This is a genomic window from Dictyoglomus sp. NZ13-RE01 (assembly GCA_002878375.1).
Lineage (GTDB): Bacteria > Dictyoglomota > Dictyoglomia > Dictyoglomales > Dictyoglomaceae > NZ13-RE01.
Genome location: NIRF01000001.1, coordinates 234,783 through 250,987, shown reverse-complemented (window position 1 = coordinate 250,987; position 16,205 = coordinate 234,783). Strand labels below are relative to the sequence as shown.

General features: G+C 32.5%; 18 protein-coding genes. 17 read left to right on the top strand and 1 reads right to left on the bottom strand.

Annotated elements, in window-relative coordinates; all coding sequences use genetic code 11:
• Positions 1-70 precede the first annotated feature (70 nt).
• Genes CBR30_01295 through CBR30_01255 form a run of 9 tightly spaced genes read left to right on the top strand, consistent with a single transcriptional unit; the run spans position 71 to position 7,112 of the window.
• Positions 71-895 (top strand): ATP phosphoribosyltransferase regulatory subunit, encoded by an 825-nt coding sequence (locus CBR30_01295; GenBank protein ID PMQ02316.1) that lies wholly within the window; start codon positions 71-73, stop codon positions 893-895.
• Entirely contained in the window at positions 888-1,541 is a 654-nt protein-coding gene (locus tag CBR30_01290; GenBank protein PMQ02315.1) for an ATP phosphoribosyltransferase, read from the top strand. Before CBR30_01295 ends, CBR30_01290 begins: the two co-directional genes overlap by 8 nt.
• Entirely contained in the window at positions 1,525-2,805 is a 1,281-nt protein-coding gene (hisD, locus tag CBR30_01285; protein PMQ02314.1) for a histidinol dehydrogenase, read from the top strand. The genes CBR30_01290 and hisD overlap by 17 nt, the downstream gene beginning before the upstream one ends.
• The gene (gene hisC, locus CBR30_01280) at positions 2,805-3,854 is read left to right on the top strand and encodes a histidinol-phosphate transaminase (GenBank protein ID PMQ02313.1); all 1,050 of its coding nucleotides are present in this window, start codon (positions 2,805-2,807) and stop codon (positions 3,852-3,854) included. The genes hisD and hisC overlap by 1 nt, the downstream gene beginning before the upstream one ends.
• Positions 3,851-4,414, top strand: a complete 564-nt coding sequence (locus tag CBR30_01275; protein ID PMQ02312.1) for an imidazoleglycerol-phosphate dehydratase — start codon at positions 3,851-3,853, stop codon at positions 4,412-4,414. Before hisC ends, CBR30_01275 begins: the two co-directional genes overlap by 4 nt.
• The gene (gene hisH / locus CBR30_01270) at positions 4,411-5,034 is read left to right on the top strand and encodes an imidazole glycerol phosphate synthase subunit HisH (protein ID PMQ02311.1); all 624 of its coding nucleotides are present in this window, start codon (positions 4,411-4,413) and stop codon (positions 5,032-5,034) included. Before CBR30_01275 ends, hisH begins: the two co-directional genes overlap by 4 nt.
• A complete protein-coding gene (locus CBR30_01265; GenBank protein ID PMQ02310.1) occupies positions 5,012-5,728 on the top strand; it encodes a 1-(5-phosphoribosyl)-5-((5-phosphoribosylamino)methylideneamino)imidazole-4-carboxamide isomerase in 717 nt (238 codons plus the stop codon). The genes hisH and CBR30_01265 overlap by 23 nt, the downstream gene beginning before the upstream one ends.
• Positions 5,722-6,480 (top strand): imidazole glycerol phosphate synthase subunit HisF, encoded by a 759-nt coding sequence (locus CBR30_01260; GenBank protein PMQ02309.1) that lies wholly within the window; start codon positions 5,722-5,724, stop codon positions 6,478-6,480. Before CBR30_01265 ends, CBR30_01260 begins: the two co-directional genes overlap by 7 nt.
• A gap of 2 nt (positions 6,481-6,482) precedes the next feature.
• Positions 6,483-7,112: a bifunctional phosphoribosyl-AMP cyclohydrolase/phosphoribosyl-ATP pyrophosphatase gene (locus CBR30_01255; protein ID PMQ02308.1), complete on the top strand. Its 630-nt coding sequence runs from the start codon at positions 6,483-6,485 to the stop codon at positions 7,110-7,112.
• On the opposite strand, the gene CBR30_01250 is transcribed toward CBR30_01255, so the two are convergent.
• A complete protein-coding gene (locus CBR30_01250) occupies positions 7,099-9,024 on the bottom strand; it encodes a penicillin-binding protein (protein ID PMQ02307.1) in 1,926 nt (641 codons plus the stop codon). The two genes, CBR30_01255 and CBR30_01250, sit on opposite strands and share 14 nt — an antisense overlap.
• Positions 9,025-9,097: 73 nt before the next feature.
• Between CBR30_01250 and CBR30_01245 the strand changes: the two genes are divergently transcribed.
• The 8 genes from CBR30_01245 to CBR30_01210 all read left to right on the top strand — a co-directional run bounded on the left by CBR30_01245 (position 9,098) and on the right by CBR30_01210 (position 16,193).
• Positions 9,098-9,979: an RNase adaptor protein RapZ gene (locus tag CBR30_01245; protein ID PMQ02306.1), complete on the top strand. Its 882-nt coding sequence runs from the start codon at positions 9,098-9,100 to the stop codon at positions 9,977-9,979.
• On the top strand, positions 9,969-10,931 hold the full coding sequence (locus CBR30_01240; protein PMQ02305.1) for a hypothetical protein: 963 nt from the start codon (positions 9,969-9,971) through the stop codon (positions 10,929-10,931). Before CBR30_01245 ends, CBR30_01240 begins: the two co-directional genes overlap by 11 nt.
• Positions 10,932-10,992: 61 nt before the next feature.
• Positions 10,993-12,183, top strand: a complete 1,191-nt coding sequence (pgk, locus tag CBR30_01235; protein ID PMQ02304.1) for a phosphoglycerate kinase — start codon at positions 10,993-10,995, stop codon at positions 12,181-12,183.
• A gap of 18 nt (positions 12,184-12,201) precedes the next feature.
• Positions 12,202-12,561 (top strand): dynein regulation protein LC7, encoded by a 360-nt coding sequence (locus CBR30_01230; protein ID PMQ02303.1) that lies wholly within the window; start codon positions 12,202-12,204, stop codon positions 12,559-12,561.
• A 23-nt stretch (positions 12,562-12,584) separates the two neighbouring features.
• The gene (locus CBR30_01225; protein ID PMQ02302.1) at positions 12,585-13,334 is read left to right on the top strand and encodes a triose-phosphate isomerase; all 750 of its coding nucleotides are present in this window, start codon (positions 12,585-12,587) and stop codon (positions 13,332-13,334) included.
• 17 nt (positions 13,335-13,351) lie between these two features.
• Positions 13,352-13,573, top strand: coding sequence for a preprotein translocase subunit SecG (gene secG / locus CBR30_01220; GenBank protein PMQ02301.1), 222 nt, complete (start codon positions 13,352-13,354; stop codon positions 13,571-13,573).
• A 62-nt stretch (positions 13,574-13,635) separates the two neighbouring features.
• Positions 13,636-15,198, top strand: a complete 1,563-nt coding sequence (locus CBR30_01215; GenBank protein PMQ02300.1) for a peptide ABC transporter substrate-binding protein — start codon at positions 13,636-13,638, stop codon at positions 15,196-15,198.
• 65 nt (positions 15,199-15,263) lie between these two features.
• Positions 15,264-16,193, top strand: coding sequence for a peptide ABC transporter permease (locus CBR30_01210; protein PMQ02299.1), 930 nt, complete (start codon positions 15,264-15,266; stop codon positions 16,191-16,193).
• Positions 16,194-16,205: the final 12 nt, after the last annotated feature.

The window sequence follows — 16,205 nt, the reverse complement described above, 5'->3', positions numbered from 1 at the left end:
AAAAAGAATTTGACATTTTTGAATTTTGTCTTTATAATTTTATCATATTAATACTTTAAAGAAATAAAGTATGCAGATAGTAGAGAATATATCTGAGATTATTAGAGATACATTAAGAAAAAGGGGTTATAAAGAGATTATAGTCCCCACAATGGGAGATCTTTCCTTATGGAAAGAAAACAATATTGTGAAGATTATAGATGGGAAAGGTAGGGTAGTTGCATTAAGACCAGAAATAACATCCCTTGTAATACAAAAAGTTTCCTATTATGGAGAACCCCTAAGACTTTATTATATGGGACCAATATTTTCCTATATAAATGGGGAAATTCAGGAGAGATATCAAATAGGGTGGGAGTTAATTGAAGAGAATAAAATTTCAAGAGATTTTGAGGCTATATATCTTATATATGAGATATTTTCAAAACTAAATATAAAGGAGTTCATCATCGAGATAAATTCCACTAAAATTTGGAACTATTTGTACTCCAAAGAAAAAGAAGAAAATATGGAAAAACTGAGGAAATTTGCCTTGAAAAGAGATTATGTGAGTTTAATAGAAGAGTCTTTAAATAAGGAATTAATGAAATCTTTGGTTTATTATCCAAGAAGTGTTATCAAGGATAATGACATTAATACAGTCCTTGAAGAACTAAAATCTTTTAAAGATGAGTTAATAAAGGGCGGTATAGATAATGAAAAAATTTCTATTTCTCCAATACTTTTAAGACCATATGAATATTACGATGGCATTATTTTTCAGGTTTATATTTCTAATCTTAAAAAAGCTATTGGTGGTGGGGGAAGTTATATTAAGTATAATGAAAAGGGAGAAAAGATAAGTGGGATTGGTTTTGCTTTTATTGAGGATAATTTAAGAGAAATCTATAAATAAGGAGCTGGTTTTGTTGTTGAAGATAGCAATTCCTACTGGAAGATTATTTAATAGAAGTTGGAACTTATTAAGGGAAATAGATAGCTCTCTACCTGAATTAGATGAGTTATCTCGTAAGTTAGTATGGAGAGGTAATGTTTTTGAGATTTATTTGGTGAAACCTTGGGACATTCCCGTTTATGTGGAGGAAAAAATTACGGAGATTGGAATTGTAGGGGGAGATGTAATTAGAGAGAGAAAAAGTAATGTGGTTATAATGGGAAGATTTAGGTTTGGTTATTGTAAGATGGTTTTGGCAAGCTATCCTGAATGGGACATAAAAAGTAAAGAATCTGTTAAGGTTGCTTCAAAATATCCTAAGGTTTCGGAAGAATATTTTAATAATAAATGGAAAGGAATAGATTATGAAATTGTTAAGTTGAATGGATCTGTTGAGCTTGCTCCTATAGCTAACATAGCGGACTGTATCATAGATCTTGTGGAGACAGGAAATACTTTAAGAGAGAATGGATTAGAGATAAAGGATGTCATATTTGAAACATCAGCGATGCTTATTATTAATGAGGTAAGTTTTGCTTTTAAGAAGGATGAGGTTTTAGATTTGATAGCTAAAATGGAGGAGGCGGAGAATGATCAGAGTGATTAAAGGCAGTGATTTTTTTAAAGTCGATTTTGAAGTGGAAAGGAAGAAGTGGGAGTATAAAGTAGAGGAAGAATTGAAAAATATTATGCAAGAAGTACTGATGTATGGAGATAATGCTTTAATTTCTTTGACTAAAAAGTTTGACAATATTGATCTAAGTGAAAAAGGTTTCATATATAGTTTGGAAAATATTAAAGCGGATACTTTAAGTATAGAAGATGAGGTTAAGTATAGCATTAATGTAATGATCAAGAGAGTAAGTGAATTTCATGAAAGAGAAAGGATTAATTCTTGGTTTTTTACTAATGATAAAAATAGCTTATTGGGGCAGATTATAAAACCTGTTGAAAAGGTATTAATATATGTACCAGGGGGAAGAGCCGTTTATCCCTCAACAATTATTATGACTACAATTCCAGCATTAATTGCAGGGGTTAAAGAAATTTATATTACTACTCCTCCCCAACAAACTTATAATGAATTATTTTTATATACACTGAAAGTATTAAACTTTTCAAAATTTTATACCTTAGGGGGAGCTCAAGCTATATTTGCTTTTTCTTATGGAACAGAAAGTATTCCAAGAGTGGATATGATTGTTGGCCCAGGAAATATATATGTAGCTTTAGCTAAAAAGATGGTTTTTGGGGAAGTTGGTATTGATGGTATTAATGGACCCAGTGAAATTGCTATTTTGATTGATAAGGAAAAAGAAATAGATATTAAGAAAGTTGTTTGTGACTTTTTGGCTCAAATAGAACACTCCCCATATGACAGAGGATGGATCATAACTGAAAATGAAGAAATAGTAGATGATATAGTAAAAGAGATAAATATTGAGATTGAAAAGGCAATGAGAAGTGCTATTCTAAAAGAATCAATGAAAAATAGTTTTATAATATTAGTAGAAGATAAGAAGAATGCTATAGAAATCATTAATCATATAGCCCCTGAGCATTTAGAAATTCTTAGTAATAATTACATGGAATATATACCACATATTAATAATGCAGGTGCCATATTTATAAATCATTCCTCTATTTTTGGAGATTTTATAGCAGGACCAAGTCATGTTTTACCTACAGGTAGAAGAGCAATCTTTTCATCAGGATTAAGTGTAAACACTTTTATAAAAAGAATTAGTTTTGTCAATTTAAGTGATGAAGATATTAGAGAAATTTCAAAATATGGAAGTATAATAGCAAGAGAAGAGGGATTCTTTATGCATGAAAAAAGTCTAAAAAACTATTTTGGGGGAAAAAGTTAATGTGGGAAGAGATAATTAAAAAAGATTATACAGGATATAAGGTTGAGGTTAAAGATTTACCTATTTCTTTGGCAAGAAATGAAAATCCCTATGATTTACCATTGGAAATAAAACAAGAGGTAATTAATAAGTTATTAAATACGCCTTGGAATAGGTATCCTGATAGCAAGGCTTATGAGTTAAAAAATGCATTAGCGGATTTTTTAAAAATTCCTTATGAGAATATTCTACTTGGTAATGGCTCAGGGGAAATTATAAACATCATATCGAATGCCCTTCTATCAGAAGGAGATGAAGTAATACTCCCTCAACCAACATTTCCTCTCTATAAAAAGATCTTTCAACAAAAAGATGTAATTATTCATGACTTGTTTTTAAATAAAGAAGATTTTTCAATGCCATGGGAAAAATTGGATAGCTATAAAAAAAGAAGTATTAAATTAATTGTAATATGTAATCCTAATAATCCAACGGGAAATTTATTAATTGAGCCTTCAGATTTAGATAAGATTTTAGATTTTAATAGTATCATTCTTATTGATGAGGCTTATTATGAGTTTTCAAAAGTTTCCTTTATTGACTTGATAAATGATTATCCAAATATTATGATCCTTAGGACTTTCTCAAAAGCTTTTTCCTGTGCAGGTGTAAGATTAGGATATCTTGTTGCCCATAGAAATTTGATAAATTACTTGGAAAACTTTAGACTTCCTTATAACTTAAATATTTTTTCTCAGATTACAGGGACTATAGTACTTAAATATTGGGATATTTTAGAGAAAAGAATAGAGGAAATTTTAAGGTATAAAGAGGAAGTATATTCTACAATGAGAAAGTTTGAAAACATTAAGGTTTTTCCATCAACAACAAACTTTTTGCTCTTTAGAACCGAAAAGAAAGAGTTGTTGGATAGAAAGCTTGTTGATTGGGGGATTGCCCTAAGGGATTTTAGCAAAGAGCCTCTATTAGAAAACTGTCTACGGGTTACAATTGGAAGTAGAGAGGAAAATGAGAAGTTTTTAAATTGTTTATCAGAGGTGTTATCATGAGGAAATATGAATTAGAAAGAACAACAAGGGAAACAAAAATAAAACTAAAGCTAAATCTTGATGGAAAAGGAAGATTTATTGGAGATTTTCCTATCCCATATTGGAAACATTTATTGGAGACTTTAATATTTTATGCTTCTTTTGATTTGGAGATGAAGGCGGAAGGTGATATTGATGTAGATTTTCATCACTTAGTTGAGGATGTAGGACTTTGTCTTGGAACTGCTTTTTATAACATAATTTATAAGTATAATTTTAAGAGGTTTTCCAATAAAATAGTTCCTATGGATGATGCTTTGGTAATGACTTCGTTAGATATAAGTAGAAGACCATATTTGAATTTTAAAGATAATTCTCAATATAGGACAACTGAGCATGAATTAGTTAAGGAGTTCTTAAGGGCTTTTGTGAACGAAAGTAAAATTACATTACATGTAATTATTTTATATGGAGAAAACATACATCATATACAGGAGGCAATTTTCAAGTCTTTAGGCATGGCTTTAAAGGAGGCTTGTGAAATTTCTGACACAACAACTTCTACAAAGGGGATAATATGAAAATAGCCATTATTGATTATGGTGGAGGAAATTTATTTAGTATTAAAAAGGCTTTTGATTTTTTAAAAATAAGAGCTGAAATTTCTTCTGATCCAAGAGAGTGGGAGAAAAGTAATGCTTTAGTTTTTCCTGGGCAAGGGAATTTTGTACAAGCAGTAGAAAACTTGCGTCTGAATGGGAATTTTTATACATTGAAGGATTTACTTGGAGAGAAACCCTATTTGGGTATATGCTTGGGTATGCAGATTTTATTTGAAGAAAGCGAAGAGGCGGTAGATATGGAAATGAAAGGGCTAAGTATTTTGAAGGGTAAAGTAAAGAAATTGAAGAGCTTTAAACTTCCACATCTTGGTTGGAATCAGGTAGAGATTATTAATCCTTCTGTCATTTTAAAAGATATCCCTAATAATTCTTTCTTTTATTTTGTACATTCTTATTATGTAGAATGTGAAAAAGACATCATTGTAGGTTTAACCGATTATGAGGGCACATTTCCATCCATAATTCAGAAGGATAATATTTTTGGTGTACAGTTTCATCCTGAAAAAAGTAGTACCTTGGGACTAAAGATAATAAAAAACTTTGTGGAGCATGTATATGATAGTTATTCCTGCTGTTGATATTTACCAAGGCAAGACTGTGAGAATGGAACAAGGGAGAGAGAGTAAAATCCTTTTTAGTTTAGAAAATCCCTTTGATGTGGCTTTTTACTGGTATAAGAAAGGCGCTAAAGCATTACATGTGATTGATTTACAGGGCGCCATAGTTGGAGATGAAGAAAGTCTTCCAATAATTGAAAAGATAATAAAAAATATCCCAATACCTGTTGAGGTAGGAGGAGGTATTAGAACCATAGAAAAAATTGAAAAAATTTTATCTTTTGGTGCTTGGCGAGTCATTTTCAGTAGTTTATTAAAGGAGAATAAAGATTTTTTAAGAAATTTAAGGCTCCAATTTGGAGAAAAAATTATACCAAGTATAGATGTGATGGGAAATTCTGTGGTAATTAAAGGATGGAAAGAGAACATATCATGGAATGAAGTAATAGATAAGATAGAGTACGCAGGTTTTAGGGAGGTAATTTTTACAGATGTTAGTAGAGATGGTACTCTACAAGGAATTAACGTGAAACTAATAAGAAATGTGTTAGAAAATACAAATTTTTACTTATGGATTGCAGGTGGTATATCTTCTACCATGGATATTGAAAAGCTTAAAGAGATTAATGGTGACTATGGAAATCGAATAAAAGGAGTAATTGTTGGAAGAGCATTATATGAAGGAAAAATAGATTTAGGAGAGTTTATATGTTAGCAAAAAGAATTATACCCTGTCTTGATACAATTGGTGAAAATGTAGTTAAAGGAAGGAGTTTTGAAAACCTTCAGGTGATAGGTCCTGCCATAGAATTTGCAGAAAGATATGAAAAAGAAGGAGCGGATGAATTAGTTTTGTTAGATATAACTGCAACACTGGAAAATAGAAAGACCTTTTTAAAGCTTGTAGAAGATATTGCAAAAAGGATTTTTATACCTTTAACAGTGGGGGGCGGGATTAAGAGTATAGAAGATATTCGTAATTTATTAAGGGCTGGAGCGGATAAAGTTTCCTTAAATACCTTTGCTGTATTAAATCCTGAGATAATAAATAGGGTAAGAGATGAATTTGGAAGTCAATGCCTGGTTATTGCTGTGGATGCTAAGAGGATTTCACAAGGTAAATGGGAGGTATATATTAAAAGTGGAAAGGAGTCTACAGGAATAGATGTTTTTGAATGGCTGAGAGAGGTGCAGAATAGGGGAGCTGGAGAAATTTTATTAACGAGTATAGATGCGGATGGTCATAGAAGAGGTTACGATTTGGATTTAATAAAAAGAGCATCTTCTATATTAAATATTCCATTAATAGCATCAGGTGGTGCAGGTTCGCTTGAAGATCTTTATTTAGCTTTAATGTCTGGTGCTGATGCAGTGCTTGCTGCATCTATTTTTCACTACGGTGAATACACTGTGAAAGAAGTAAAAGATTATTTGAAAAATAAGAATGTACATATTAGAGAGGTGTAATAATGGATTTTGATGAACTTGTAAGTTTGGTAAGATTTGATGAGAAAGGATTAATTCCAGTCATAGTACAGGATTATATTACTGGAAGGGTATTAATGCTTGCTTATATGAATAAAGAAGCATTGATAAAGACGATTGAAACAAAAGAAGCCTGGTATTGGAGTAGAAGTAGAAAAGAGTTATGGCATAAGGGCGAAACCTCTGGTAATATACAAAAAGTGAAGGATATAAAAATAGATTGTGATGGAGATACTCTTTTGTTAATGGTTGAGCAGATAGGTGTGGCATGTCATACAGGAAATTTCAGTTGCTTTTTTAGAGGAATTAAAAATTTAGAAGAAAATTTTTTGTTTCATTTGGAAGAAGTAATTAAAGATAGAAAAGAAAAATTACCTGAGGGATCTTATACTGCGGAGCTTTTTAGGGAGGGTGAAGAGAGGATATTTCAGAAGGTTGGAGAAGAAGCTATAGAGACAGTTATTTCAGGCATTAAAAATAAAAAAGAAGAGCTAATCTATGAGGCATCAGATCTTTTATACCATTTACTAATTGCTTTAGTATCAAAAGATCTTTCCTTAAGGGATATTATTAAGGAACTTATAAGAAGACATAAAGATCCTATGGAGCTTTAGTTTCTGTTTGGCTTTGAGTATCCGTATATGTTTCCTCTGGGGGAGGAGCATATAAAAAGTCAAAGTCTTTTGCCGGCTTATCTTTTAAAGCATTTGACATAAATTCTCTCCAAATCAAAGCAGGAATAAATCCTCCTACAACTTTTTTGGTTTGAGAATAGTCATCATTTCCTACCCAAACGCCTGTACAAAGATCGGGAGTAAATCCGATAAACCATGCATCCCTATAATCATCAGTAGTTCCAGTTTTTCCAGCACATGGTCTGCCTATATTTGCTCTTGTCCCTGTCCCTTCCAATATGACTTTTTTCATCATCTTTACCAAAGTAGCTACTACCTCTGTATCTAGAACTTTTGTTAATTGAGGTTCATTTGAAAGAAGTATATTCCCTTTGCTATCTTCAACCCTCAGTATGGCAATAGGATTTATTCTATATCCACCATTTGCAATACATGCGTAGGCTCTTGTTAGCTCTAATGGTGTAACAACATACGATCCTAAAGCTAATGCTAAGCTTGGCTCTATTTCGCTTTCTATGCCCATTTTCTTTACATTTTTTATAACATCGCTCACGCCTATCTCTTCTAATAACATAATCGTAGCTATATTGTAAGAATTTTTTAAAGCTTCCTCTAAAGTTACTGTTCCATGTAATTTCTGATCATAGTTTTGAGGCTTCCATACTTTTCCTGCAAATTTATAGGATATCTCTCTTTCCTCAAGAAGATCTGTGGGCTTAAATCCCCTCTGAATAGCAGTGAGATAAACAAAAGGTTTGAAAGCTGAACCAGGTTGTCTTTTTGCTTGACTTACCCTATCAAACTGGCTTTTATTATAATCTAATCCTCCTACATATGCTCTAATATATCCCGTATTAGGTTCTATAGCAATTAATGCTCCCTGGCTTACATGGTAGTCTTTGCCATATTTATTAATAATTTTGTTTAATGCATCCTCCGCAAATTTTTGTAAATTTAGATCAAGCGTTGTGTATACTTTTAATCCACCTTTATAAACTGTTTCTTCACCAAATCTTTGAATTAATTCTTTGAGGACATAATTAAAAAAATATGGAGCAAGATATTGGGATGTTTTTTTAGTTATTAACTTAATTGGAGAGTTATATGCCTTTTTAAACTCTTCTTGGCTTATATAACCTTCTTCTAACATTTTTTCTAAGACAATGTTTCTTAATTGTTTTGCCTTTTCAATATTTTTGAAGGGATTGTATAACTCAGGTGCAGGGAGTATTCCAGCAAGCATTGCACTTTCCTCTAAATTTAGATCCTTTGCAGATTTTCCAAAGTATGTTTGTGCTGCAGACTCCGCACCGTATGCTCCATTTCCCCAGTAAACTAAATTCAAATATATCTCTAATATTTCCTGTTTTGTGTAATATTTTTCTAATTTTGTTGCAATGTAAATTTCCTGTATTTTTCTTCTTATGGTTCTTTCTGGAGACAAGAATAGTAGTTTAGCTACTTGTTGTGTTATTGTACTTCCTCCTTGCAAAGGTCCTGTACCAGTTAAATCTTTCCATAAAGCCCTAATTGTTCCTCTTATGCTAACTCCTGAATGGTTATAGAAGTCTTTATCTTCAGAAGCAATTACTGCTTTTTGTAAATATGGAGATATTTTATAGAGGGGAACAATTATTCTATTCTCTTTATAGATCCTTCCTAAGATTTTATTGTCACTGCTATATATAATTGTTGTTTGACTTGGTCTTATCTCCGTCCATTTCTCAATGGATGGAGCGGATTTTAGTACAGATACTACGTATATGGAAGCAAAGGTAAAAGAAATTAGTACTAAAATTAAAGCTGTAAGAATTGTAAATTTTAAAACCTTCCAAAATTTTCTTTCTTTTTTTGGCATTACTGATATTTCGTTTATTGCTTTTTTATTCATCCTTCCTTTATCCCTCCAAAATAAATTAAACTTAGTATTTATTTTATATCAAAAATAAGATATAATAAAGTCTATGAGGAATGATTTTCAGCTAATAATTATTACAGGGCTTTCTGGCGCAGGAAAATCTCAAGTATTACATATTTTAGAGGATAGTGGATTTTTCTGTGTTGATAATCTACCACCTAATTTGATACCTACTTTAGTGGATTTATGTATGAATACTGATGGGAAAATATCCCAAGTGGCTTTAGTTTCTGATATTAGAAGTGAGGAATTTCTTCAAAATTTTAGAGACGTCTTAAATGATCTAAAAAAGATTATTCCTAAATATATACTTTTATTCTTAGAAGCGGACGAAGAAGTTTTAATTAGGAGATATAATGAGACGAGGAGAAGACATCCTTTATTAAAAGAGGGAAGAAGTATTTTAGAGAGTATTAGGTTAGAAAAAGAAAGATTAAATGACATAAGGAGCTTAGCAACTTACATTATTGATACAAGTAAAACTACGACAAAGGAATTAAAAGAGATCATATTGCAATATATTGAAGATTTTGGATATAACTTAAAAATAAATTTAAATATTACAATATACTCCTTTGGATTTAAATATGGAATTCCATTGGACTCTCATTTAATCTTTGATGTTAGATTTTTACCTAATCCTTTTTATGACCCAAATTTAAGAAAGCTTTCAGGACTCGATAAGGAAGTAAAAAATTTTGTATTGGAGAGAAAAGAAACTCAAGAGTTTCTTAACAAACTAAAGAATCTTCTTGATTTTTTAATCCCGTTGTATCAGGAAGAGGGAAAAACTTATCTTAACATATCTATAGGCTGTACTGGAGGAAGACACAGAGCGGTTGTTATTGCTGAAGAATTAAAGGATTATTTGTCCTCAAAATATTATGTAAAAGTTTTTCATAGAGATATTGATAAGGATGTATCATAAGAAAGAATTGAAAAGCGTAACTATAATTGGTGGAGGAACAGGGCTCTCAACAGTATTAAGAGGATTGAAGAAATATCCTCTAAAGCTTAATGCTATCGTTACAGTAAGTGATGATGGGGGAAGCTCTGGAAGATTAAGAAGGGATTTAGATATTCTACCACCTGGTGATATTAGAAATTGTCTTGTCGCTTTAGCTGATGAAGAAGCATTAATGACAAAACTGTTCCAGTATAGATTTAATAATGGAGAATTGAAGGGACACTCTTTTGGGAATTTGTTTCTTGCAGCAATGGCGGATATTCTTGGGGATTTTCTTTTAGGGATTAAGGAGGCAAGTAAGGTATTAGCTATAAAAGGACAGGTTTTTCCATCAACCTTGTGTAAAGTAAAACTTAAGGCATTGTTTGAAAACGGTGAGGAAATAATTGGAGAAACAGCTATCTCCTCATATCATAAAAGCAGGATAAAAAGACTTTTTTTAGTATCTGATACCCCTATCACAGCAACACCAGAGGCATTATATGCATTGAAAAATTCGCATTTAATAGTAATTGGACCTGGTAGTCTTTACACAAGTATTCTTCCTAACCTTTTGATTGAAGATATCAAGAATGTTCTTAAAAAAGTGAATGTACCAAAGGTTTATATATGTAACGTAATGACTCAACCTTTTGAGACTATTGGTTTCTCTGCCTCTGATCATTTAAGGGTAATAGTGGAGCATTTGGGGTTTGTTCCTGTAGATTATGTTATAATAAATACTCAAGTGCCAAAGGAAGAGTTATTGAAAAAGTATAGAGCTGTAGGGGCAGATATAGTTTATCCAGATATTGAGAATTTTGGAAAATTTGATGTTGAGGTTTTAACGGGTGAATTTATATATGAAAATGATATGGTTAGACACGATCCTGATAAATTAGCAAAATTCATAATTAATAAGTTTTTATATTAATTTCATTTGACAAAAAAACTCACAATTCTATAATATTCTTAAAAGAAGGGAGGAATTGATAATGGCTAAAATGACGATATTGGATTTAAAGGATGAAGAACTGAGGGGAAAGAGGGTATTAGTAAGAGTTGATTTTAATGTTCCTATAAAGAACGGAGTTATTACAGATGATAGAAGGATTAGAGAAGCCTTACCTACAATTCAATACCTAATAGAAAAACAGGCAAAAGTTATTCTTATGTCTCATTTAGGAAGACCAAAGGGATTTCAGGATGATTTACGTCTTGATCCTGTAGCAAAAAGATTAAGTGAGCTTTTAGGAAGACCAGTGAAAAAACTTAATGATTGTATTGGTGAGGAAGTTGAAAAAGAAGTAAATAATATGAAACCAGGGGAAGTAATTTTATTGGAGAATGTTAGATTCTATAAAGAGGAAGAGGCAAATGATCCTGAATTTGCCAAGAAATTAGCAAAATTAGGAGATATTTATGTAAGTGACGCTTTTGGTACTGTTCATAGAGCCCATGCCTCAACTGCTGGTGTTGCTCAATATTTACCTGCTTATGCTGGTTTATTGGTAAAAAAAGAAATAGAAATTATGGGAAAGGCGTTAGAGAGTCCAGAAAGACCCTTTGTATGTATTTTGGGTGGTGCAAAGGTTTCTGATAAGATAGGAGTTATTCAGAATCTTCTTGGTAAGGTAGATGCGTTACTAATTGGTGGAGGAATGATGTTTACTTTTTGGAAGGCTCTTGGATATGAAGTAGGTAAATCAAAACTGGAAGAAGATAAAATAGAGTTAGCTAAGGAATTTATAAATATGGCAAAAGAAAAGGGAGTAAAACTTATTATTGCAGATGATGCAGTTGTAGTAAAAGAAATTTCTGAGAATACAGAGACTACTATAAAGAAAATGGGGGAATTTGCACCAGATGATATAGGTGTAGATATCGGTCCAAATTCTATAAGTAAGTTTGTTGAAGAGATTAAAAATGCAAAGACTATTATTTGGAATGGACCAATGGGAATATTCGAGATGGACAAATTTGCTGAGGGAACGAAGAAGATTGCAGAGGCTATTGCCAATAATAAGAATTGTGTAAGTATTGTGGGAGGTGGAGATACCGCATCTGCCGTGGCAAAATTTGGTCTTGAGGATAAATTTACACATATATCCACAGGTGGAGGAGCCTCTTTAGAATTTCTCGAGGGGAAAACTTTGCCCGGTATTGCGGTTCTTAAAGATAAATAAAATTTAGAGGGGGAGACTTTGGCTGACTTTCAACCTATTTTAAATGAGATTCTTGAAATTGAGGGTGTCCAGGTTTCTCTTCTTGCCAGTGATGATGGTTTAGTAATTGATAAAGCAACTAAGGATTCAATAGATCCAGAGGCTCTGGGGGCTGTTGCATCGGGTGGGTTAAGAGCTACTACTATGATAGGAAATGAATTAGCAAAGGGTTCCACAAAGGAAGTAATAATCATATTTGAGGAGGGAGCAGTTTTTATTTATCCAATTGAAGGAAAGCCTGCAACATTAGTTGTTGTAGCGAATCCTGGAGCAAATTTTGGGAAAATAAGAAATGCTATAAAGAAGGTTATTTACAAACTTATAAGATTAATACAATAAGATTAGTGTAATAAGGAGGAAGTATGAGAAAAAAAATTATAGCTGCAAACTGGAAGATGTATAAGACTACCCATGAGACGGAGGAATTTATAAGGGAGTTTATAGAGCTTGCTTCTAATTACGAAGATAAAGAAGTAGTAATTTGTCCACCCTTTACATCCCTTTATGTGGCTCGGAATTTACTGAAAGGTACTCCTTTTAAATTAGGAGCACAAAATCTTTTTTGGGAAAAAGAAGGTGCTTTTACGGGGGAGATTTCTCCAATAATGCTTAAAGACTTAGACTGTGAGTATGTTATTATTGGGCATTCTGAAAGAAGACAATATTTTGGAGAGACTGATGAAAATGTAAACAAAAAAATAAAATCTGCATATGAATTTGGACTAACTCCAATTCTATGTGTAGGAGAAAAATGGGAAGAAAGAGAGAAAGGTAAAACTGAGGAAGTAATTATAAGACAAGTTTCTAAAGCAATAGAAGGAATTGATGGAGATAAATTGCAAAATTTAGTAATAGCATACGAACCTGTATGGGCTATTGGAACAGGGCACTCAGCAAAAGGTGAGGATGCAAATGAAGTAGCCCTTTTAATTAGGAATGTTATAAAGGAAAAATATTCTCAGGAGGTAGCCCAAAAGGTTAGAATTCAGTATGGGGGGAGTGTAAATCCAAATAATATTGGTGAATTTTTGTCACAGCCAGAAATTGACGGCGCTTTAGTGGGTGGAGCAAGTTTAAAGGCAAAAAGCTTTTGGGAAATAGTAAAAATTTAAAATAAGGAGAGATGAGAATGTTTACAGTACTTTTGATTCTTCATTTTCTAATATCAATTGGGTTAATTGCGGTAATATTATTCCAATCTGAAGTTGGAGAAGGTTTGGGCTTCATTGGTGGTGGAGCTTCTGTATTTTATAAAGCAAAGAGAAAAATGGAGAGAACCTTAAAACAAGCTACGGTAGTTCTTGCAATTCTTTTCATGATTACTTCTACTCTTTTATTCTTAATTAAATGAGGAGGTGATTTACTTAAAAAATTTTTTCCAAAAAAAGTTTATATTTTGTAAGGAGGTATGCTATGAAACGTATAAGTATTCTTCTTTTATTAGTTTTCTTAATTACCTTATTTGGGTCTTCTTTAGCTCAAACACCCCAATATGGTGGTGTATTGAGAAGAAGTTTGGTAAATGATCCACCAACATTAGACCCTGCGATGATAACAGATACAGCATCCGATGAGGTAGCAAGGCAAATATTTGATGGTTTGGTAGAATATGATCCTAATGGGAAAGTAGTCCCTGTTATAGCAAAAAGTTGGAGTATATCTAATGATGGGCTCAAGTATACCTTTTATTTAAGAGATGATGTATACTTCCATAACGGAAGAAAAGTTACTGCAGAGGACTTCGTATACTCAATAAAGAGAGTAATGGATCCAAAGACTGCATCACCAAGGGCAAACTTCACAGACCCAATCAAGGATGTGGTGGCAAAAAGTAAATACATATTAGAAATAACATTAAAAGAACCTTTTGCTCCCTTCCTATCTACTTTAACTTATTCATGTTTCTGGGTTGTTCCTAAGGAAGAGGTTGAGAAACTTGGAAAAGATTTTGCAACTAAGCCTGTAGGAACTGGAGCTTATATATTTGATGAATGGAAACATGATGTAAAAATAAGAGTTAAAGCCAATCTAAAATACTTTAGAGGAAGACCATATACCGATGCAATAGAATGGGCAATAATTCCTGATGAGAATGTAGACTTTATGAATTTTGAGAAAGGGAATCTTGATATAACGGGTGTTCCTGATCCTGAATGGGATAGGGTAAGTAACGATCCAAAATACAAACCATATATCTTATCGAAACCAATTCTTGGTATTTATTACTTAGGATTTAATGTAAAACAGAAACCCTTTGATAACAAATATCTAAGATGGGCAATAGCGAGAGCTATAGATAAAGATTCTATTGTAAAAGTTATAAGAAGAAATAGAGCGGAAGTTGCATATACAATTCTTCCTCCATCAATGCCTGGTTTCAGTAAAGACTTATATAATTGGGCAAAAGAAAACTTCAGTTATAATGTGGAAGAGGCAAAGAAATTATTAGAGAAAGCAGGATATCCTGGTGGAAAAGGACTTCCTGAGGTTGTAATATACTATAACTCAAGCAAGGCTCATCAAAGAATTATGGAAGCAATTCAGGCTAATTTATTAGCTATAGGTATTAATGCAAAGATACAGAATTATGACTGGGCAGTTTACTTAGACCTATTAGATAAAGGTAAGCTTCCTGTATATAGACTTGGATGGGTTGCAGACTATATTGATCCAGACAACTTCCTATGGGTACTCTTCAACTCAGCAAACTTTGGAGAGGGTGGAAATCATAGCTTCTATGAGAATCCAAAGGTTGATGAGTTAACTAATAAAGCAAGAAAAGTATCCAGTTGGAATTTAAGAGTTAAATACTATAATGAGGCAGAAAGAATCATATTAGAGGATATGCCTATTGTACCTATTTACTACTACGTTTCTCAACCAATATATCAACCATGGGTCCATGGATTGTATGTAGATCCATTAACAGGACTTTCCGGTGTAAGATATAGAGTTGTTTGGTTATCTAAGAAATAATTTATCTTGTCTCAGGAGGGGAAATTTCCCCTCCTGAAATTATATAGAAGGAGGAGAGATAAGAGTTGTATAGATATCTAATAAGAAGATTAATTCAAGCAATACCAGTATTTATTGGAGTTACATTGATTACATTTGCGTTATTTTATATTGCTCCTGGAGATCCAGCCCGATTAATTGCAGGACAACGTGCAGATCCCGAAGTATTAGAACAGATTAGAAAGAGTTGGGGATTAGATAGACCTTGGTATATTCAATATTTTTTATTTTTAGGTAGAATAATAAGGCTTGATTTTGGAAGATCATTTAAAACAAATATTCCAGTATTAGAATCTATTTTAGAAAGATTTAAGGCTACTATAGTTTTGGCTTTATTTGCTTTTATTATTGCTATTGGACTTGGAGTTACTGCAGGAATCATATCCGCAGTAAAACAGTATTCTGTGTTTGATTATACAGCCATGGTTATTGCTTTATTAGGGGTATCTGCCCCTGTTTATTGGGTTGGTATTATTCTTTTATTGATTTTTAGTTATAATTTGGGATGGTTCCCTTTAGGAGGATACATAAGTGAATATGGGTTAAAGGCGGTCGTGCTTCCTGCAATTGCTTTAGGAACAAGACCTGCTGCTTATTTTGCTCGACTCGCAAGGTCATCAATGTTAGAAGTTATAAGGCAAGAATATATTATTACAGCAAGGGCAAAGGGAGTGCCCGAAAGATTAGTTATATTTAAACATGCTTTGAGAAATGCACTTATACCTGTTGTTACCTATGCAGGTATGGTTGTTGGTGATCTTTTAACCGGAGCAGTATTGACAGAGACCATTTTTGCTTGGCCAGGTCTTGGTAGATTAACTGTGCAAGGGATTCTGGATAGAGACCTTCCTATTATTCAGGGTACAGTATTATTTATTGCTTTTATCTATATTATTGCAAATTTGGTTGTAGATATTTCGTATGCACTTATTGATCCAAGGATTCGTTATGAATAAGGAGGTTTTAAT